Source organism: Actinomyces sp. zg296, from assembly GCF_009829695.1.
Lineage (GTDB): Bacteria > Actinomycetota > Actinomycetes > Actinomycetales > Actinomycetaceae > Actinomyces > Actinomyces marmotae.
The window spans coordinates 126,668-148,328 of sequence record NZ_VWPG01000005.1 but is presented as its reverse complement, the minus strand read 5'-3'; the positions used below and the strand labels follow the sequence as shown (position 1 = coordinate 148,328).

The following is a 21,661-nucleotide window of genomic DNA, read 5'->3' as shown; positions in this document are numbered from 1 at the left end:
TGGCCGATTGGAGGGCCGGCTGGGCGGAGGATCGGGGCGATGGCATGGGCGCGACGCGCGGAGGTGGCGGGGAGGCTGGTGCCTCCCCGCCACCTCATGCGTGGTTGAGGGGCTGATGCCACCCGGCGTGGGACGCGGTCACGCCCTCGCCGAAGCGGTTATCAGGCCTCGTTGACGCGGCGCTTGCGAGCAACGAGCACGAAGCCGACGGCGATCGCCATAAGCGACAGGCCACCGACCGTCATGAGGATCTTGCCCGCCGCACCCGTGAGGGGCAGCTGCGGGACGGTGGTCTTGGTGTTGTCAACCGTCACCTGGTTATCGGTGGTCTGCTGACCCGCCGTAATCTTGATCGGCGTCAACTCAGCACCGCCGGTCGGAAGGGTGAAACCCGCGGGGGCCTTGGTCTCCTTGAGCACGTAGCAGCGCGTGGTGTGGTCCACGGCAACATTCTCAACGCCAGGGGCCCCCTTCTTCGAGTCAACGAACAAGCCCTTGATGTCGACCTTGCCCTGGGCATCAGTGGTGAAGACATCCTTGCCATCCACGGTGACCTTGGCCGACTCATCGATGGCGGTGTTCTTATCGTCCTCGGCGATCTCAGTGGTGCAGGTTCCCTCCCAAGGGTTCTTTGCGTTGTAGATCTCGAAGGTCGCTCCCTCAAGCGGCTGCTTGCTCTGCTTGTCCTGCTTCAGCAGGGAGGCGGCACCCCAGGCGGTGACAACCTTGTTGGAGGGCACGGGGGGGTCGCCAGCGGGAGGAGTGGTCGGCGGAGCAATCGGAGGAATGAGGCCCGGAATGGTGTCGACGTAGACCTTCGCCTGGTTGTTAATGGCAGCAGCAACCGACTGCGTCTTCGCAGTGAAGGTGACGGAAATGACACTTCCAGGCTTCTTCTTCAACTCCTCCAGACCCTTCTGAGTGAAGGAGATGTTGGCCTCGTTGCCTGCATTGACTGTCGCCTTGTACCAATCCTGATCGATTGGGGCTCCATCGATGGTCACCGAGTTAGGCTTCACCGCAGGCGACGTGTAATTCACATCCATCGGGTCCGATATGATGAAGTGCTTGAAGGAGGTGTTCGCGCCGATCGCCGGAACCTTCGCTGTCACCGGGAACTCAACTTGAGCCTCCCCGTTCAGACCGTAGGAGACCACATTGACGTCCTTGACAGGAGCGTCGATCACCACGTTCTTCGGGTAGACATTGACGTCGTAGATCCACTGGCCGTTGCTGTTCGCCCCAGCGCCGTTCTTCTCATTCTCCTTGGTGTTGGGGAAGGGGACGGTCACGACGAAGGGGGCCGCCTTCTCCACGACCTTGGCAGGAGACTCGGTCTCACAGACGAGGTAAGCGCCCACTGCGAGATTATCAATGGTGGCCTTCCCCTGGTCGTTCGTGAGGTCAGATTGAGAAGCATCCGCTGCCTTAACCGGCAGGACACCGACAGTTTTTGCGGGAGTCCTAAAGTCAGATCCACAGGCGTCATTCGGCACTGCCAACTGGGACAGTATGGCCCATGTGTCCTGGTTCTTAAGATCGGCCTCGAGTTTGTAAGCGGTGAACTTCACCCCCGCGACCGGATCGCCCTTGACACCGGTGTCCTTCCCGTCAGCAGTGCCGGGAGTAGCGGTTCCAGACTGAACGTGCTTGTGGATGAGGAGCTTTCCAGATTGCTCGAAGTCGATGTTGCCAGGCCCGGAGGGAGCAGCCAGGGCCGTGGCGCCAAGGCCGGAAAGGCCCAGGCTAAGAACGCCGGCAACGCCAAGCGCTCTTCGGGATAAGCGTGTCGCACGCATGGGTGGTGACTTCCTTTCAGGATGTGCCCGGGGATGGGCAGGCGCCACGATTTGGGAGCATCGCGTGGGCTTTCATACGAGAGGCCCGTGCGCCAAGAATGTCGGAAACTCGTGGAAGGAGCCGGCAGCAACCGACCCTGGGATCAAGTAACCGTTCGATCAACCCACCTCTTCAACGCTGGACAAGCGCCAGCTCAGAACTGGGACTATCAGGATGGAGCATATCCGCTCACAGGCTCGCGAGAGTCCCGGGACGATTGCGATCCGATCTCTCATCGTCGTGGGAGCCCGCCTCGTGGCCTCGCCTAGTCGCCGACGAAACGCTCCCCGCGCCTGCGGCGCCGTCCAGAGCCCTCACACCCCTCCTCCCGCCGCCCTCTCCCCCTCCCGGGGGCTTCTGGGCGCTCTGGGCGCTCCTGGCGCGCTGCTGCCGCCTACTGGCGCTCCGGGGCGCTCTGAGAAGAAGGCGCCGCCCTAGAGAAAAAGCGGTTCCCCCGGCACTCGCAAAGAGTGCCGGGGGAACCGGATGCTCAAGAAGAGCGGCTGCTCACGCAGCGATCATCACTTGATGATCTTGGTGACGCGGCCGGAGCCGACGGTGCGGCCACCCTCACGGATGGCGAAGCCGAGGCCCTCCTCCATGGCGATGGGCTGGATGAGCTCGACGCTCATCTCGGTGGTGTCGCCGGGCATGACCATCTCGGTGCCCTCGGGCAGCGTGATGACGCCGGTGACGTCCGTGGTCCGGAAGTAGAACTGCGGACGGTAGTTCGAGTAGAAGGGGTTGTGGCGGCCGCCCTCATCCTTGGTCAGGATGTAGACGTGGCCCTCGAACTGGGTGTGCGGGGTGATGGAGCCGGGCTTGCAGACGACCTGGCCGCGCTCGACGTCCTCGCGCTTGGTGCCGCGCAGGAGCAGACCGCAGTTCTCGCCGGCCCAGGCCTCGTCCATCTGCTTGTGGAACATCTCGATACCAGTGACCGTGGTCTTCTGGGCCTCGCGGATACCGAGGATCTCGACCTCGGAGTTGATCGGCAGCTTGCCGCGCTCGACACGGCCGGTGACGACGGTGCCGCGACCGGTGATGGTGAAGACGTCCTCGATGGGCATGAGGAACGGCTTGTCCATGTCGCGCTCGGGGGTCGGGATGAAGGTGTCGACCTCGTCCATGAGCTCCTTGATCTTGGCGGCCCACTCGGCGTCGCCCTCAAGGGCCTTGAGCGCGGAGACGCGAACCACGGGGGCGTTGTCGCCGTCGTAGTCCTGGGAGGACAGCAGCTCGCGGACCTCCATCTCAACCAGGTCGAGGAGCTCCTCGTCCTCCACCATGTCGGCCTTGTTGAGGGCGACGAGGAGGGCGGGGACGCCGACCTGGCGGGCGAGCAGGACGTGCTCGCGGGTCTGGGCCATCGGGCCGTCGGTGGCGGCGACCACGAGGATCGCGCCATCCATCTGGGCGGCACCGGTGATCATGTTCTTGATGTAGTCGGCGTGGCCGGGGGCGTCGACGTGCGCGTAGTGGCGCTTGTCGGTCTGGTACTCGACGTGCGCGATGTTGATCGTGATGCCGCGCTGGCGCTCCTCGGGAGCCTTGTCGATCTCGTCGAAGGGGGTGAAGGGGTTGAGCTCCGGGTACTCGTCGTGCAGAACCTTGGAGATCGCGGCGGTCAGCGTCGTCTTGCCGTGGTCGACGTGACCGATCGTTCCGATGTTGACGTGCGGCTTGGTCCGCTCGAACTTGGCCTTGGCCACTGGTGTCCTCCTGGGACTCGGGTAGTGCTCTTCGTCGGGATTCGACTAACACATGCTAGCCGGTCCCCCTGCCAGAGCCACTACAGGATGGTTGTTGGAAATCTTACTGGAATGCAGGCTCGGCGCCGAACGGCCCGAGCAGTCCCGGGGACCGGGCCGGATCAGTCCGGCCCCCGGGCTCATGGGGCCCCGTGCGGGGCCGAGGACTCAGGCGCCCTTCGCCTTGGCGACGATCTCCTCCTGAACGTTGCGCGGCACCTCGGCATAGGAGTCAAAGGTCATGGAGTACACCGCGCGGCCCTGGGTCTTGGACCGCAGGTCACCAACGTAGCCGAACATCTCGCTCAGCGGCACGTTAGCGCGCACCACCTTCACGCCAACGGCGTCCTCCATGGACTGGATCATGCCGCGGCGGGAGTTGAGGTCGCCGATGACGTCGCCCATGTACTCCTCGGGGGTGCGGACCTCGACAGCCATGATGGGCTCAAGGATGACCGGGCTGGCCTTCTTCGCGCCCTCCTTGAACGCCATGGAGCCGGCGATCTTGAAGGCCATCTCGGAGGAGTCGACCTCGTGGTAGGCGCCGTCGATGAGGGTCGCCTTGATGTCCACCATCGGGTAGCCCGCCAGGACGCCGGTGAGCATGGCGTCCTGGACGCCGGCGTCGACGCTGGGGATGTACTCGCGGGGCACGCGGCCACCGGTGACGGAGTTGACGAACTCGTAGTGGGCCTTCTCCTCGCCCTCGGCGGCCTCGACGACCTCCAGGGGCTCAAACGACATCTGCACCTTGGCGAACTGGCCGGAGCCACCCGTCTGCTTCTTGTGGGTGTACTCGACCTTGTCCACCTTCTTGCGGATGGTCTCGCGGTAGGCGACCATCGGGTTACCGACGTTCGCCTCCACCTTGAACTCGCGGCGCATGCGGTCCACGAAGACATCCAGGTGCAGCTCGCCCATGCCGCCGATGACGGTCTGGCCGGTCTCCTCGTCCAGGCGGACGGTGAAGGTCGGGTCCTCCTCGGAGAGCTTCTGGATGGCCACGCCCAGCTTCTCCTGGTCGCCCTTAGTCTTGGGCTCGATGGCCACGTGGATGACCGGGTCCGGGAAGGTCATGGACTCCAGGATGATCGGGGCGCTCTGCGACGACAGGGTGTCACCGGTGGTGACATCCTTGAGGCCGATGAACGCGTAGATGTGGCCCGCGGAGGCCACCTCCACCGGGTTCTCCTTGTTGGAGTGCATCTGGAAGAGCTTGCCGATGCGCTCCTTCTTGCCCTTGGTGGCGTTGAGCACCTGCTCGCCCTGCGCGACCTTGCCGGAGTAGACGCGGACGTACACGAGCTTGCCGTAGAAGGGGTGCGTGGCGACCTTGAAGGCCAGGGCGGAGAAATCGGCCTTGGCGTCGGCCGGGCGGGAGTCGGCCTCCTCCTCATTGCCGGGCTTGTGGCCCTCGACCGCCGGGACGTCCAGCGGAGAGGGGAGGTAGTCCAGCACGGCGTCGAGAACAGGCTGGATGCCCTTGTTCTTGAAAGCCGAGCCGGCCAGCACCGGGAAGGCCTTGCCGGCGATGGTCAGCTTGCGGATGCCGGACTTGAGCTCGGCGACGCTGAGCTCCTCGCCCTCCAGGTACTTCTCCATGAGGGCGTCGTCGGCCTCGGCGACCGTCTCGACGAGCTCGGCGCGCAGCTCCTCGGCCTTGGACACGAGGTCAGCGGGGATCTCCTCGTACTCGACGACGGAGCCGCGGGTCTCCTTGCCATCGGCGTCCTTCTCGGGGAAGCGGATCGCCCGCATCTCCAGGACGTCCACCAGGCCGGAGAACTCGCTCTCGGCGCCGATGGGGAAGTTGATAACGATCGGGGTGGCGTGGAGGCGGTCCCGGATGGTCTGGACGGAGAAGTCGAAGTTCGCGCCCAGCTTGTCCATCTTGTTGATGTAGCACACGCGCGGGACGTTGTACTTGTCCGCCTGGCGCCACACCGTCTCGGACTGGGGCTCCACGCCCTCCTTGCCGTCGAAGACCGCGACGGCGCCGTCGAGCACGCGCAGGGAGCGCTCGACCTCGACCGTGAAGTCCACGTGGCCGGGGGTGTCGATGATGTTGATCTGGTTCTTCTTCCAGAAACAGGTGGTGGCGGCGGAGGTGATGGTGATACCGCGCTCCTGCTCCTGCTCCATCCAGTCCATCGTCGAGGCGCCGTCGTGGGTCTCGCCGATCTTGTAGTTGATACCCGTGTAGAAGAGGATGCGCTCCGTCACGGTCGTCTTGCCGGCATCAATATGGGCCATGATGCCGATGTTGCGGACCTTGGTGAGGTCGGTCAGCACGTCGAGTGCCACGTGTGGTGTCCTTCGTTCGAGAGATCTGTGGATTCGCGTCGGCCGGGGCGGGCCCGGTGGCCCACCGGAGGGCCCCCGCGGGACTGGCTCCCGCGAGCGGCGGGCGGGCGCCGTCGGGCCCCGCCCCAGCCGACGATGGGCTTTACCAGCGGTAGTGCGCGAAGGCCTTGTTGGACTCGGCCATGCGGTGCATGTCCTCGCGGCGCTTGACCGCGGCGCCGAGGCCGTTGGAGGCGTCGAGGATCTCGTTCATGAGGCGCTCGGTCATGGTGTTCTCGCGGCGCTGCCGGGAGAAGTCGACCAGCCAGCGCAGGGCCAGCGTGGTGGCGCGGTTGGGGCGCACCTCGACCGGGACCTGGTAGGTCGCGCCGCCGACGCGGCGGGAGCGGACCTCAAGGGCCGGGCGGATGTTGTCCAGCGCGCGCTTGAGCACGGAGACCGGGTCCTGGTCCGTCTTGGCGCGGACGCCCTCGAGGGCGCCGTAGACGATGCGCTCCGCCGTCGACTTCTTGCCATCGAGGAGGACGCGGTTGACGAGCTGGGTGACGACCGGGGAGCCGTAGACGGGGTCGACGACGAGCGGGCGCTTCGGGGCGGGGCCCTTACGAGGCATTACTTCTTCTCCTTCTTGGCGCCGTACTTGGAGCGTGCCTGCTGGCGGTTCTTGACACCCTGGGTGTCGAGAGCGCCGCGCACGATGTGGTAGCGGACACCGGGAAGGTCCTTCACACGACCACCGCGGACGAGCACGATCGAGTGCTCCTGGAGGTTGTGCCCCTCGCCGGGGATGTAGGCCGTGACCTCAATGCCGGAGGACAGGCGCACACGGGCGACCTTCCGGAGGGCGGAGTTCGGCTTCTTGGGGGTCGTGGTGTACACGCGGGTGCACACGCCACGACGCTGCGGGCTGGCCTTCAGCGCGGGCGTCTTGGACGCGGAGCGCTTGGTCGAGCGGCCCTTGCGGACCAACTGCTGAATCGTAGGCACTACGGATTCTCCATCTTGAGTGCATGCTGACTGTGCTGCTGCCCTCACCGGCCCCGCCCCCGGTCCGCGACGACGCGCACCGCCAACTGGCGAGGCCGGCCCGCCCGGGGCACGGCCCTCGGACGCCCGGAGCCCTCCGGCCACTGGGGCGCGGGGAGGACCCGTCGGTTCCCGCCGCGGCAGACCCGCGTGGCGAGGGGCGAGGCGAGATGCCGCCGTGCCCTCCCGCTGGGAACGGAATGGAGATCGGAGCCCGCATGCGGGCACCAGGGGACACGGTACCCGGGCGGCGCCACCTGGGCCAGGCCGGCGGCTCCCGCCGCCACATGATCCTCGCCACGCCCCCTCACGATCGAGACCGGTCGTTATTACGAGCGAGACCGGTCGTTGTTACGAGCGAGACCGGTCGCGCACGCACTGCCCAACCGGCACGGGACTAGCGCCCCCACTCCTGTGGACAGCGGACCGGTCTCGCTCTTATTTTCGACCGGTCTCGCTCTTATTTTCGACCGGTCTCGCGTCTGTTTTCGACCGGTCTCGCGTCTGTTTTCGACCGGTCTCGGCGGGATCAGGCCTCGACGAGGACCGAGACGCCGTCGCCCAGGTCAATGACGTCGCCCGCGCGCAGCAGCGCCCGCTGGTGCTGGGTGAGGCGACGCGGGGGCTCGGAGGGGCGCATGAGGATCGTGCCGTTCGTGGAACCCAGGTCCTCCACGCTCAGGTCCCAGTCATCCAGCCTCACCGCGCAGTGCGACTTCGAGATCGCCTTCGAGGGGCTGATGACCGCCATGAGGCGCGGCTGCGGATCGCCCTCCGGGGCGTCCGACTTGGGCACGCGCCCGATGATGATGTCCCCGTCGATGGGCAGGACGGTGCCGTCGGAGGCGTGCAGCATGCCGAGCACGGGCCGGTTGACATGCCCGGTGCGGCTGGTCAGCGCCCCGCCGCACACCCGGCAGTGCGGGCCGTGGATCGGGTTCGGGTGACCCTCGGCGCAGAACGCGGCGAGGACCTTGACGGCGTTCTCCGGGACGGCCTCGTCCTCGCGCGCGGTGGCGGGGGACGGGGCGCCCGTCGCCGCGACGGCGCGAACCGCCTGCGACGAGTGCTCGGCGGCGGCCCCCCCATCGCCCGCCGGCCCCTCCACGGGCATGTTGGTGAGCGTCTGCCCGTCATGCGACCAGGCCTCCGCGGCCTGCTCACCGACGGCCCCGCCGGCCTGGACGGGGATCGGCAGAACCGGAGTGGGCTCCGCGGTGGCGGCGATCTCGGCCTCCGCATAGGCCTCAAGCCGTTTGGCGGCGCGAGTGAACTCGGACAGGTCGTTGGCGGCGGGGACGTCGTCGGCGCTGATGGGCTCGACGGCGGCAATCGGCTCAGCGGCATCGGACCGCGCCTGCCCGGCGGCGGGGACCGCCTCGTCATCGGCACTGGAGCGGCGCTCGGCCTGCCACCGGCTGATGACGGCGTCCTCGGGCGACCCGGTGGCGGAGAGCACCGGGGACTTCACGGAGGGAGCGCCCTTCAGGGCGGGCCGCGGGTCCGCGGCGGCATCCTTGCCCCGGATGGGGCCCGTGGCTCCGGCCCGGGAGGGTATTCCGACGATCGCGTCGATCTCGGCGAGGTCGGCCTGCGAGGGGTCCCCGGCGGGGGCCGGGGCGGCAGCGCGGCGGCCGCGGCCCTGCGCGGCCTCGGCGTCGGCGGCGGGGTCAGCGGTGCCCGCCTCAGTGGCGGCGGAGGAGGCGGAGGAAGCGGAAGAATCAGAGTTGTCAGTGGTACCAGCGGAACCCGCTGGTCCAGCCTCCTCGTCGTCGGAGGACGGGGCCTCCGACCTCGATGACTTCCGAGAGCCCTCGGCCAGCGAGCCCAGGGCGACGGAGGACGCCGCGACAACGCCGGAGGCCACCGGCAGCGGGGCGGTGTCCGCGGAACCAGAGTCGGTGAGCTCCAGGCCGATGCCGCGCACGCCGCGCAGGCGGACCTCCTCCCAGGCGAGCACCTCGGGGGCGGAGATCGTCCGCATGCCCTCGTCAGTGTCGACGATGAGCTTGAGGCTTCCGCGAACGGCCGCGGTCAACTCGCCATCCTCCAGGACGGCGACGACGAACTCGGGCAGGTCGAAGACACTGCCTCCGTGGGTGTCCATGAGCCCGTGAAGGAGATCGATGAGGGGGGCACCATCGAGCATCGAGGCCCAGAGCCGGGGGACGTCCTCGACGGAGGCCTGACCGCCGGGGGCGGAGGCGACGGCGGCGAGGCCGCGCTCGCAGATGGCGGTGCGGGTCGATCCAGGGATGTGGAGGGCGGCGGCATGACCAGGGATGCTCTGCGCGTGCCTCATGAGGGGTACTCCTTGTTGCTGTGCTGCTCCCGCGCTCGGGGCAGCGTGTCGTGCTTCGCCGACGGGATCGTCGAACTGTCCACGTCCGTCGCCGCGTCCGGCGCAGCGGGCGGAACATGGGTAACGTCAATGACGATAACTGTCGCATTGTCTTTACCACCAGCCCCCAGGGCAGTGGTGATCAGCGCATCCGCCGTCTCCTGAGGCCCCTGGCCTCGGTGAATGATCTCTGCGAGGGAATCGTCATCTATCTCACCACTAATGCCGTCGGTGCACACGATGAGCCGGTCGCCTACCCGCGCGGGGATGAGGAAGTGATCGGCGAGGGCCACGGGGCCGATGCCCGCGCCCAGCGCGCGAGTGATGACGTGGCGGCGCGGGGATGCCTGCGCCTGCCCCTCGGTGAGTTGGCCGGAGGCCATGAGCTCCTGGACCTCCGAGTGATCCACCGTGATCTGCTCGACGCCGTCGGGCGTCATCCGGTAGGTCCGGGAATCCCCGATGTTGATGACCCGCAGGCAGGGGCGCCCATCGACGCTCGTGACGACGACGCCGCTCAGGGTGCAGCCCGGGAGGCCCCTGAGGGGGTCGCGGCCAGCGCCGAGAGCGTCGACGTCGCGCGCGGCGCGCCCCAGGCACTCCATGAGGGCGTCGCCGGTGATCTCAGGGGCACCGACGCACGGGGCGAAGGCCGCCAGGGCCGTCTTGGAGGCCGTGTCCCCGGCCTCATGGCCGCCCATCCCGTCCGCGACGAGAAAGACCGGGCGGGCGGCGAGGTAAGAGTCCTCGTTGTGGCTGCGGATGAGGCCGGTATCGGTGGCGGCGCCATGCTCCAGGAGGATCTCGTCGGCGCTCGCCCCCGTCTCGCCTGCTCGCCGCATCTCAGGCTTCCACTCGCGCCGTGCGCTCGCCCAGCCGGATCGTGGCACCGATGGGCACGGGAACCATCATGCCGGGCAGCACCTGGGTGGCGGCGCCGTTGGGCTCCACGACGACCGTCCCGTTGGTGGACTGGAGGTCCTGGATGACGAGGCGGACGCCATCGTAGGTGATGACGGCGTGCGTCTTGGAGATGGAGAAGGCGGGGTCATCCACGGGCACCGGCTGGGCCTGCGCCCAGGGCCCCGCGGCCACGGGGGCGCGTCCGATGAGGGAGGTCCCGCCGAGCTGGACCACCTGGCCGGTGTCGAGCGCGAGGCGCGGCGCGGGGGCGCCGATCCCCGCCTGCTGGGCCGAGGAGCGGTCGAACACGACGGTGGCCGCGGCGCCGGCGACCTGGGCCTCGTAGGCACTCGGGGCCTGGGGCGCCGGGGCACCGTCCTGAGGGGACTGGGACGACGCCGCTCCCACGGGCTCGGCCCCCTGGGCGGGCTCGGCCCCCCGGGCGGGCACGCCCGGCTGAGCGGGCACGCCCGGCTGGGCCTGCGGGAACGCCGACTGGAAGGGGGCCGGCTGCTGGGGGCCGGGCTGCTGGAAGGGTTGCGCGGGCTCCGCCGCGCCGGGGGCCTGGTAGGCCTGGCCGGGGGCCTGGTAAGGCTGCTGGGGGGCCTGCGGGAACCGCTGGCCGGTCTGATAGGCCTGCGCGAGCTGGTCGGCCGGGGCGAATCCTTGCTGGAGGGGCTGGGCGGCCTCGGGGACGGCGGGGGCCTGGTCCCACCCGCCGGGCTGCCAGCCGCCCGAGGCGGGAATGCCCTCAGGGCCGGTCTGGGAGGCCTGCGGCTGAGCGGACTGGAGAGCGGAAAGCCAGCCGACGTCGGAGGGGGCCGGGGCGCCGGGGGCCGGCACCTGCGACTCGGGAGAGGGCCACTTCCCCGACGTCCCGGCGCCGGAGGGGGCCACCGGGGCCGACGGGGCCTGGGGAGCAGAGGGGGCCACCGGGGCCGACGGCACCACCGGGGCCGACGGGACCTGGGGAGCAGAGGGCACCACCGGGGCCGACGGGGCCGACGGGGCCTGGGGCGCCTGGGGCGCCTGGGGGGCCGAGGCGGCTTGAGCGCTCTGGGGACGGTCGGATGAGTCGTCGAGATGGCCCTGGGCGCCCTCGAAGGCGGCGCGGGCCAAGTCCTGATCGATGTAGGTGGTCTGCGCCTGGAGGGGGGCGAGCATCTCAGCGGGGTCGGGCGCGGAAGCGCCCTGCCAATCGGCCGGCCCCATGGCCTGGGCGTCCTGCTGCCTGTCGGCGGGCACGACCCCCTGGGGGGAGTAGGGCCCCTGTCCCGGCTGCCCGGACTGCTGCCAGGGCGCCTGCGCCCCGAGGCCGGGGGCCTCAGCGCGCGGGGCGGAGTCGGGGCCGAACTGCCAGTGGCCGGCCGAAGGCTCCGCGCCAGCGGCGCCACCCATCGCGGCGCCACCCATGGGGGCCAGGGGGGATCCGGCGTCGTCGTAGGCGGGGGCCACCGCGATGGGCTCCTGCCCCCAGGGCAGGGAGGCGCTCTTGGCGTCGGCGGCGTAGATGTCGGTGACCCGGTCGAACCAGAAGCGGTTGTGCTCGTCGCGGGTGAGGAGGTAGACGATGATCGTCCCAACGTTGGCCGTGAGCGCGCCGATGAGCACCTGAACGATCTTCTTGAGCAGGCCCTGCCGCCCGGGGTAGTCGGGGTAGGACCAGCGGACCCAGGTCACGCCGGCGATGCGCATGCCGGGCGTGGTCCCCGCCCTCATCAGCGCGATGATCCAGTACTTGATGAACGCCCACAGGAAGAGGATCGCTCCGACCACGCCCCCGATCGCTCCCCCAGTCGCGTCGGCCGCCATGGCGCCGACGCCGACGGCCACGCCCACGACGAGGCCGAGCAGTCCCACGAGGATGTTGTCGAGCAGCAGGGCGAGGAATCGCGCTGACAGCCGCGCTGGCGGCGCGCTTGTGAGATGCGGCGGGAGCAGCCCGGGACCGCTGGTGCTGGTGAGGGTCATAGTCACGTCCATCCTGATCGGCGCCGCCCGGCCAGTGGCTGGGGCGAGGATTGCAGAGCCTTCCGCGCCCTGACAGGCCCGGAATCGGATGCGGCGCGCCGCCGTCGTCCTGGATGGATGACGGGAATCTTCACCGATCCGTGATCAGAGCGTAGCGAGAACTGACCGCTCGCGCTTCCCCCCGGCACGAGGATGGACTCGTCCGCGGACGTGGGATGGCTCGCCTCGCGGATGGCCCGCGAGCCGTCCGCGGGGCGGAATCGGCCCCTCAGGGCGTCACGGCGCCACGTCGTCACATGCGGGCGGTGGGCGCCGGGATCTTCTCGACGGCGGCCGTGATGACCTGCGTGGCCGTGGCCCCGGCGAACTCGGCGTCGGGATCCATGACGAGGCGGTGCGCCCACACGACCTCCGCGAGGGCCTTGACGTCGTCGGGCAGGACGTAGGCCCGTCCCTGCGAGGCGGCCCACACGCGGATCGCGCGCGTCATGGCGATCGCGCCGCGAGTGGACACGCCGAGCCGAGTGGAGGGGTCTTCCCGCGTGGCCTCGACGAGCGCGCCAATGTAGTCCAGCACGGCGGGCTCCACGTGGTTCTCCGAGGCCAGGTCGGACATGGAGGCGACGGCGGAGGAGGAGATAACCGCGGGAATCTTCTGCGAGCGGTCGGGCCGGGCCGAGTCGGAGAGCACCTTGGTCAGGGCGGAGCGGTCCGGGTACCCCACGGAGGTCTTCATGAGGAAGCGGTCGAGCTGGGCCTCCGGGAGCCGGTAGGTGCCCGCCTGCTCCACTGGGTTCTGCGTGGCGACAACCATGAAGGGGCGGCCCGCGTCGTGGCGGACGCCGTCGACCGTCACATGCGACTCCTCCATGACCTCCAGGAGGGCGGACTGCGTCTTGGGCGAGGCGCGGTTGATCTCATCGGCCAAGACGATCGAGGAAAAGACGGGGCCGGGGTGGAAGTCCCAGGAGCCGGTCTTCTGGTCGTAGACGGTGACGCCAGTGATGTCACTGGGCAGGAGGTCGGGGGTGAACTGGATGCGCGAGTGCGTGCCCTGCACGGTGGCCGCGATGGCGCGGGCCAAGGCCGTCTTGCCGGTTCCCGGGGCGTCCTCCAGGAGGAGGTGCCCCTCGGCGAGCATCGTGGTCAGGGCGAGGCGGATGACATCCTCCTTGCCCAGGAGGGCCTGGCCGACGTTGTCGACCATCTTGCCGAAGGTCTCGGCGAACCAAGTCGCGTTCTCCTGGGTGATGGGCATGGCTGGGTTCCTGTTCGGGTCACGTGCGAGAGGAGGCTAGGGACGGGAGGGCTCCGCTGGAGCTCAGGCCCACTCCCGAGGCATCCCACGCGCCGGGCCCGTTTGTTCAGGGAGATGCGGGCCGACTCGTCAGGATGCCTCCGTTCGCGATGGATTCTCCCACACTCGTGGGCGCCGGCCGCGGCAGGAGCCGCCCCGCGAGGCCACGAATTGGACTCAATGATGAATGCCCAGGTGACACACCAGAACAACTGATGGCCGGAGTCGCATGAGCATGGCCGTGGGCCGGCCCCCTTTTCTTGGGGGCCGGCCCACGGCCATCGTCCACGCTCCAGGGCGCGGCCCGGCTCAAGCAACCGGGCCGCGCCCTGGGGGCGGTCAGAACTCCACGTCCTGGCTGTTGAAACCCGTGCGGAAGTCGTCGGAGAAATCCGCGCGGAAGTCGCCACCGAAGGAGAAGTCGTCCAGCGCGACGCTCTCCCCCACGCCGAACATGTCCTCGGAGAAGCCGGTGCGGGAGAAGACCTCCGCCTTCGTCTCCTCGGTGGGCTCCACCTCGATGTCCGAGTAGCGGGCCAGGCCCGTGCCGGCGGGGATGAGCTTACCCAGGATGACGTTCTCCTTCAGGCCCACCAGCGGATCCGACTTGCCGTTCATGGCGGCCTCGGTGAGCACACGCGTGGTCTCCTGGAAGGAGGCGGCGCTCAGCCAGGAGTCCGTGGCCAGCGAGGCCTTGGTGATACCCATGAGCTCGGTGCGCCCGGAGGCGGTCTTGCCACCCTCGGCCACGACGCGGCGGTTCTCCGAGCGGTAGGTCATGACGTCCACCAGGTCGCCCTGCAGCAGCGTGGTGTCGCCCGGGTCGAGCACGGTCACGCGACGCAGCATCTGGCGCACGATGACCTCGATGTGCTTGGAGTGGATGTCCACGCCCTGGGAGCGGTAGACCTCCTGGACCTCGTCCACGAGGTGGCGCTGGGTAGCGCCGACGCTGCGCAGGCGCAGGATCTTCTTGGGGTCCACCGGGCCCTCGGTGAGCGCCTGGCCGGGCTCAAGGCGCTGGCCGTCGGCCACCAGGAGGCGGCGGCGCGAGGAGACGGGGACCACCAGGTCCTCCTCGCCGTCGTCGCGCTTGATGACCAGGCGCTTGCCGTCGGCGTCCTGCTCGATGGCCAGCGTGCCCGCGGCCTCGGCCACGACGGCCTCGCCCTTGGGCGTGCGGGCCTCGAAGAGCTCCTGCACGCGGGGAAGGCCCTGCGTGATGTCCGCGGCGCCGGCGGCGCCACCGGTGTGGAAGGTGCGCATCGTCAGCTGCGTGCCGGGCTCGCCGATGGACTGGGCGGCGATGATGCCCACGGCCTCGCCGATGTCCACGCGCTTGCCGGTGGCCAGGGAGCGGCCGTAGCAGGCCGCGCAGGTGCCGACGGCGGAGTCGCAGGTCAGCACGGAGCGGACCGTGACCTCCTCGATACCGGCCTCGATCGCGGCATTGGCCTCGGCGGTGCCGATGTCGGCGCCGGCGGGGATGATGACGTTGCCCTCGGCGTCGACGACGTCACGGGCGGCGGTGGTGCCGATGACCGTGGTGTCGAGGATCTCCGAGACGTCCTTGAAGCGCTCACCCTCGGCGTCCTTCCAGGTGAAGAGGCGCTTGGTGAGGCCCTTGCGGGTTCCGCAGTCGTCCTCGCGCACGATGACGTCCTGGGACACGTCCACCAGGCGGCGGGTGAGGTAGCCGGAGTCGGCGGTCCGCAGGGCGGTGTCCGCCAGGCCCTTGCGGGCGCCGTGCGTGGCGATGAAGTACTCCAGGACGCTCAGGCCCTCGCGGTAGTTCGACTTGATGGGGCGCTCGATGAGGCGCTGCTTCGGGTCCGCCACCAGGCCGCGCATGCCGGCGAGCTGGCGGATCTGGTCCCAGTTGCCTCGCGCCCCGGAGACCACCATCTGGTAGACGGTGTTGCGGTGCGGGAAGTTCTCGCGCATGGCCTCGGCGACCTCGGCCGTGGCCTTGGTCCAGATGTCGATAAGCGAGGAGTAGCGGTCCTCCTCGGTCAGTGCGCCGAGCTCGAACTGCTCCTCGATCTGGGCGGCCTCGGCCTCATGGCGGGCCAGGATCCCGGCCTTAGCCTCCGGGGAGACGACGTCGGCGAAGGCGACCGTGATGCCGGACCAGGTGGACCAGTAGAAGCCGTTCGACTTGAGCATGTCGAGGGAGGCGGCCACGTCCACGCGCGGGAAGGACTCGGCCAGGGTGTTGACGATGTTGCCCAGGGCCTTCTTGTCCACCGTGTAGTTCACGTAGGGGAAGGCCTCGGGCAGCGCCGTGTTGAACAGGGCCCGGCCCAGCGAGGTGCGCAGGGTGATCGGGTCGCCCTCGCTCCAGCCCTCGGGGGCCTGCCATCCCTCGGGGGCGACGATCCCCTCGGAGAAGCGGATGTCGCAGGTGGCGTTGACATCGAGCCTGCCGAAGTCATGCGCCATGACCGCCTCCGCGAAGGAGGAGAAGGCCGGGACAATCTCCTCGCCGTTGGCGTCCTTGGCGACCTCGACGGCCGGGTCGGGCTCCTGGGTGAGGTAGTAGGTGCCGATGATCATGTCCTGGCTGGGCATGGTGACCGGGCGGCCATCGGAGGGCTTGAGGATGTTGTTGGACGAGAGCATGAGGATGCGGGCCTCCGCGGAAGCCTCAGCGCCCAGCGGCAGGTGGACCGCCATCTGGTCGCCGTCGAAGTCCGCGTTGAAGGCGCCGCACACGAGCGGGTGCAACTGGATGGCCTTGCCCTCGATGAGCTGGGGCTCGAAGGCCTGGATGCCCAGGCGGTGGAGGGTGGGGGCACGGTTGAGCAGCACGGGGTGCTCGCGGATCACCTCGGCCAGGACGTCCCAGACCTTCGGGTTGGCGCGCTCCACCATCCGCTTGGCGGCCTTGACGTTCTGGGCCTCCTTGAGCTCGACGAGCCGCTTCATCACGAAGGGCTTGAACAACTCCAGGGCCATCTGGCTGGGCAGGCCGCACTGGTGGAGCTTGAGCTGGGGGCCCACCACGATGACGGAGCGGCCCGAGTAGTCCACGCGCTTGCCCAGGAGGTTCTGGCGGAAGCGGCCCTGCTTGCCCTTGAGCATGTCGGACAGGGACTTCAGCGGACGGTTGCCCACGCCGGAGACGGGGCGGCCGCGGCGGCCGTTGTCGAAGAGGGCGTCTACGGCGTCCTGGAGCATGCGCTTCTCGTTGTTGACGATGATCGTCGGGGCGCCCAGGTCCATGAGCCGCTTGAGGCGGTTGTTGCGGTTGATGACGCGGCGGTAGAGGTCGTTGAGGTCGGAAGTAGCGAAGCGGCCGCCGTCGAGCTGCACCATGGGGCGCAGGTCCGGCGGGATGACCGGGATGTTGTCCAGGACCATCGACTCCGGCTTGGTGCCGGTCATGCGGAAGGCGTTGATGACCTTCAGGCGCTTGATGGCGCGGGTCTTGCGCTGCCCGGCGCCGGAGGCGACCACCTCGGACAGGGCCTCGGCCTCGGCCTCCAGGTCGAAGCCGCGCAGGCGGTCCTGGATGGCCTGGGCGCCCATGGCCCCCTTGAAGTAGATGCCGTAGTCCGCCTGCATGTCGCGGTAGAGGACCTCGTCACCCTCCAGGTCCCCGACCTTGAGGCCCACGAAGCGGTCCCAGACCTTGTCCATGTGCTCCAGCGTCCGCTGGTTCTTGCGGCGCATGGCGCCCATCTCGCGCTCGGCGGTCTTGCGGAGCTTGTCGCGCTGGGAGGCCTCGGCGCCCTCCGCCTCGGCGGCGGCCAGGTCCTCCTCCAGGCGGCGCTGGCGGGCCTCGATGTCGGCCTCGCCGGCCTGCTCGACGTGCTTCTTCTTCACCTCGAACTCGGAGCGCAGGGAGGGAAGGTCGTCGTGGCGGCCCTCCTCATCGACCTCGGTGACCATGTAGGCCGCGAAGTAGATGACCTTCTCCAGATCCTTGGGGGCGAGGTTGAGCAGGTACCCCAGGCGCGAGGGCACGCCCTTGAAGTACCAGATGTGGGTGACGGGGGCGGCCAGCTTGATGTGGGCCATCCGCTCGCGGCGCACCTTGGAGCGGGTGACCTCCACGCCGCAGCGCTCGCAGACGATGCCCTTGTAGCGCACGCGCTTGTACTTGCCGCAGGCGCACTCCCAGTCCCGGGTGGGGCCGAAGATCTGCTCACCGAACAGGCCGTCCTTCTCCGGCTTGAGCGTGCGGTAGTTGATGGTCTCGGGCTTCTTGACCTCACCGTGCGACCAGGACTTGATGTCCTCCGCGGTGGCCAGTCCGAGCTGGATGCGATCGAAGACGTTGGCGTCGAGCACAGTTCCTACTTCCGATGGGTCAGATCTCGTCGATGGTGGAGGCCATGGCCCCGCCCGGGCGGCGGCCCAGGTCGAAGCCGAGCTCCTCGGAGGCACGGCGGCCGTCGTCGTCGGTGTCGTCCAGGCCGATGACATTGCCCTCGGCGTCCAGTGCCTCGACGTTCAGGCACAGGGACTGCATCTCCTTCATGAGCACCTTGAAGGACTCGGGGATGCCGGGCTCGGGGATGTCCTCGCCCTTGACGATCGCCTCGTAGACCTTGACCCGGCCCACGACGTCGTCAGACTTGACGGTGAGCAACTCCTGGAGGGCGTGGGCGGCGCCGTACGCCTCCATGGCCCACACCTCCATCTCGCCGAAGCGCTGACCACCGAACTGGGCCTTACCGCCCAGCGGCTGCTGCGTGATCATCGAGTACGGGCCCGTGGAGCGGGCGTGGATCTTGTCATCCACGAGGTGGTGGAGCTTGAGGATGTACATGTAGCCGACCGAGACCGGGTACGGGAAGGGCTCGCCGGAGCGGCCGTCGAAGAGCCGGGCCTTGCCATTGGGGGCGACGAGCTGCTTGCCGTCGGCGCCCGGGATGGTGGAGTCCAGCAGGCCCATGAGCTCGTCATCGCGCACGCCGTCGAAGACCGGAGTGGCCACGGGGGTGCGCGGCTCGGCGGTCACGCCGTTGTCCGGCAGCCGCAGGGCCCACTCCTCCCCTGCCTCGCGGGCCGCCGTGGCGTCCCATCCGCGGGAGGCCACCCAGCCCAGGTGGAGTTCGAGGACCTGGCCGATGTTCATGCGGCTGGGCACGCCCAGGGGGTTGAGGATGACGTCCACGGGGGTGCCGTCAGCGAGGAAGGGCATGTCCTCCACGGGGAGGATCTTGGAGATGACGCCCTTGTTGCCGTGGCGGCCCGAGAGCTTGTCGCCCACCGTGATCTTGCGGCGCTGGGCGATGTAGACGCGCACCATGCGGTTGACGCCGGCGGGCAACTCGGCGTCCTCGCTGGCGGCGTCGAACTCGCGAACGCCGGTGACGATGCCGTACTCGCCGTGGGGGACGCGCAGGGAGGTGTCGCGCACCTCGCGGGCCTTCTCACCGAAGATGGCGCGCAGGAGGCGCTCCTCACTGGTCAGTTCGGTCTCCCCCTTGGGGGTGACCTTGCCGACGAGGATGTCACCGCTGCGGACCTCGGCGCCGATGCGGATGATGCCGCGCTCATCGAGGTTGGCCAGGGTCTCCTCGGAGACGTTGGGGATGTCCCGGGTGATCTCCTCGGCGCCCAGCTTGGTGTCGCGGGCGTCGACCTCGTGCTCCTCGATGTGGATGGAGGTCAGGATGTCCTCGGAGACGACCCGCTGGGACAGGATGATGGCGTCCTCGAAGTTGAGGCCCTCCCAGGTCATGAAGGCCACCAGGAGGTTCTGCCCCAGGGCGAGGTCGCCCTCGGCGGTGGCGGGGCCGTCGGCCAGGACGGTGCCCTCCTCCACGCGCTCGCCCTCGGTGGCCACGACGCGCTGGTTGTAGCAGTTGCCCTGGTTGGAGCGCAGGAACTTGGCGACCTTGTAGACCGTCTCGGAGCCGTCGTCGTTGGCCACGCGCACGAAGTCCGCGCAGACCTCGGTGACCACGCCCGCCTTGGAGGCCACGAGGACATCCCCGGCGTCGACGGCGGTACGGCGCTCCATGCCCGTGCCCACGAGGGGGGCGTCAGGGCGGATGAGCGGCACGGCCTGGCGCTGCATGTTGGCGCCCATGAGGGCGCGGTTGGCGTCGTCGTGCTCCAGGAAGGGGATGAGCGAGGTGCCCACGGAGACCATCTGGCGGGCGGAAATGTCCATGAGGTCCACCTGGTCCGCGGGGACCAGGGCGGGCTCGCCGCCGGTGACGCGGCACAGGACGTGATCCTCGGCGAAGCGCCCCTCCTCGGTGAGCTCCACGTTGGCCTGGGCGATGACGTGGCGGTCCTCGTCGTCGGCGGTCAGGTAGTGGGTCTCATCGGTGACCAGGCCGTCCTTGACCACGCGGTACGGGGTCTCGATGAAGCCGAAGGGGTTGATGCGGGCGAAGGTCGCCAGTGAGCCGATCAGGCCGATGTTCGGGCCCTCGGGGGACTCGATGGGGCACATGCGCCCGTAGTGCGAGGTGTGGACGTCACGGACCTCCATGGAGGCGCGCTCGCGGGACAGGCCCCCGGGGCCGAGGGCGGACAGGCGGCGCTTGTGCGTCATGCCGGCCAGGGGATTGTTCTGGTCCATGAACTGGCTCAGCTGGGAGGTGCCGAAGAACTCCTTGATCGCGGCCGTCACGGGCCGGATGTTGATGAGGGTGTTCGGCGTGATGGCCTCGACGTCCTGGGTGGTCATGCGCTCGCGCACCTGGCGCTCCATGCGGCTCATGCCGGTGCGCACCTGCGCCTGGATGAGCTCCCCGACGGCGCGGATGCGGCGGTTGCCGAGGTGGTCGATGTCGTCGTACTCCACCGGCATGTCCACGATCTCGCCACCGCGCAGCCCCTCGATCGTCTCGGCGCCGGCGTGCAGGGCGAGCAGATACTTGATCGCGGCGGTGAGGTCCTCGATGCGCAGCACCGAGTCGGTCAGGTCCGCGTCCAGGCCCAGTTTCTTGTTGATCTTGTAGCGGCCGACCTTGGCCAGGTCGTAGCGCTTGGGGTTGAAGTAGAAGTTCTCGATGAGGGTGCGGCCGGCCTCGACGCTCGGCGGCTCGCCCGGGCGGATCTTCTTGTAGATGTCCAGTAGGGCCTCGTCCTGGGTCGTGATCTTGCGGTCCTCGTCCAGGGCGACGGTCAGCGCGGGGTAGTCGGCGAACTCCTTGCGGATCTCCGCCTCGTCCATGCCCAGGGCGAGCAGGAAGACGGTGATGTCCTGCTTGCGCTTGCGGTCGATGCGCACGGCGACGCGGTCCGACTTGTCGATCTCGAACTCGAGCCAGGCGCCGCGCGAGGGGATGAACTTGACGTTGTAGACGTACTTGTCAGTGGTCTTCTCGGTGGTGCGCTCGAAGTAGACCCCCGGGGAGCGCACGAGCTGGGAGACGACGACGCGCTCGGAGCCGTTGACGATGAAGGTGCCCTTGTCCGTCATGAGGGGGAAGTCGCCCATGAAGACGGTCTGAGACTTGATCTCGCCGGTGGAGAAGTTCTCGAAGTCGGCCACCACGTACAGGGGGGCGGAGTAGGTGAGGTCCTTCTCCTGGCACTCCTCGGCGGTGTACTTGGGCTCCTCAAAGCGGTGGTCGTGGAACGACAGCGCCATGGTCTCGCCGAAGTCCTCGATCGGGGAGATCTCGTCGAAGATCTCCTCCAGGCCCGAGGTCTCGGGCAGAGAGCCGGGGCGGGCGGCGTTGGCGGCGTTGACGCGGGCGCGCCACTTCTCGTTGCCGACGAGCCAGTCGAAGGACTCGGTCTGCAGGGCGAGGAGGTTGGGAGCCTGCATGGGCTCGGGGATCTTCGCGAAGTTGATGCGCCGTGACGCGGTGCGCGCGGCGATGTCAGCGGCAGTGGGTGCAGAGGTGCGCGAGGCAGCCAAGTGGGGATCCTTCCCTCAGTCCGGGGATCACTCTCGCATCCGACGGCGTGGCCGGCACCGACTTTCCTCTGGAACGGCGATGATCATGGCAGGCTCTGACCGCGCCGTCCGAGGGGGCCATCGAGGACAGCACGCATACTGGACGCAAAGCGCTAGCGTACACGGCGGGTTTTGCACCTTCCACATCGGAACAGGACTCGGTCTTGCGATTCCCGCCACAGTCGCGCATACTGCCCCACCGCGAGGGCGGGTTCTCCGCGCGCTGGCGGGGGTTGGGGCGGTGCTGGGGGCGGCGTCGGGGCGCGGGCGCTGTGGCGCGGGCAGGGCGCGGGCGGCGGCAGGGATGGGGAGCCACCAGATCCACGTCACCCGCACCCTGCCCAACAGCCCGG

Annotated in this window: 11 protein-coding genes; all 11 read right to left on the bottom strand. The window is 68.8% G+C overall.

Annotated elements, in window-relative coordinates:
* Positions 1-161: 161 nt before the first annotated feature.
* Positions 162-1,799, bottom strand: coding sequence for a SpaH/EbpB family LPXTG-anchored major pilin (locus GVV76_RS06080; protein WP_159524096.1), 1,638 nt, complete (start codon positions 1,797-1,799; stop codon positions 162-164).
* 561 nt (positions 1,800-2,360) lie between these two features.
* On the bottom strand, positions 2,361-3,551 hold the full coding sequence (gene tuf / locus GVV76_RS06075; protein WP_159524097.1) for an elongation factor Tu: 1,191 nt from the start codon (positions 3,549-3,551) through the stop codon (positions 2,361-2,363).
* Positions 3,552-3,758: 207 nt separating this feature from the next.
* On the bottom strand, positions 3,759-5,894 hold the full coding sequence (gene fusA / locus GVV76_RS06070; RefSeq protein WP_159524098.1) for an elongation factor G: 2,136 nt from the start codon (positions 5,892-5,894) through the stop codon (positions 3,759-3,761).
* Positions 5,895-6,036: 142 nt separating this feature from the next.
* On the bottom strand, positions 6,037-6,507 hold the full coding sequence (gene rpsG, locus GVV76_RS06065) for a 30S ribosomal protein S7 (protein ID WP_006548368.1): 471 nt from the start codon (positions 6,505-6,507) through the stop codon (positions 6,037-6,039).
* Entirely contained in the window at positions 6,507-6,881 is a 375-nt protein-coding gene (gene rpsL / locus GVV76_RS06060; RefSeq protein WP_017177329.1) for a 30S ribosomal protein S12, read from the bottom strand. Before rpsL ends, rpsG begins: the two co-directional genes overlap by 1 nt.
* 568 nt (positions 6,882-7,449) lie before the next feature.
* Positions 7,450-9,222, bottom strand: coding sequence for an FHA domain-containing protein (locus GVV76_RS06055; RefSeq protein ID WP_159625736.1), 1,773 nt, complete (start codon positions 9,220-9,222; stop codon positions 7,450-7,452).
* Entirely contained in the window at positions 9,219-10,103 is an 885-nt protein-coding gene (locus GVV76_RS06050) for a PP2C family protein-serine/threonine phosphatase (protein WP_159625734.1), read from the bottom strand. Before GVV76_RS06050 ends, GVV76_RS06055 begins: the two co-directional genes overlap by 4 nt.
* A gap of 1 nt (position 10,104) precedes the next feature.
* The gene (locus tag GVV76_RS10610; protein ID WP_268891786.1) at positions 10,105-12,135 is read right to left on the bottom strand and encodes an FHA domain-containing protein; all 2,031 of its coding nucleotides are present in this window, start codon (positions 12,133-12,135) and stop codon (positions 10,105-10,107) included.
* A 292-nt stretch (positions 12,136-12,427) separates the two neighbouring features.
* Positions 12,428-13,393 (bottom strand): AAA family ATPase, encoded by a 966-nt coding sequence (locus tag GVV76_RS06040; RefSeq protein ID WP_159524102.1) that lies wholly within the window; start codon positions 13,391-13,393, stop codon positions 12,428-12,430.
* A gap of 378 nt (positions 13,394-13,771) precedes the next feature.
* Positions 13,772-17,728, bottom strand: coding sequence for a DNA-directed RNA polymerase subunit beta' (locus GVV76_RS06035; RefSeq protein WP_159524103.1), 3,957 nt, complete (start codon positions 17,726-17,728; stop codon positions 13,772-13,774).
* Between the two features lie 19 nt (positions 17,729-17,747).
* Positions 17,748-21,269, bottom strand: a complete 3,522-nt coding sequence (gene rpoB / locus GVV76_RS06030; protein WP_159625730.1) for a DNA-directed RNA polymerase subunit beta — start codon at positions 21,267-21,269, stop codon at positions 17,748-17,750.
* Positions 21,270-21,661 lie beyond the last annotated feature (392 nt).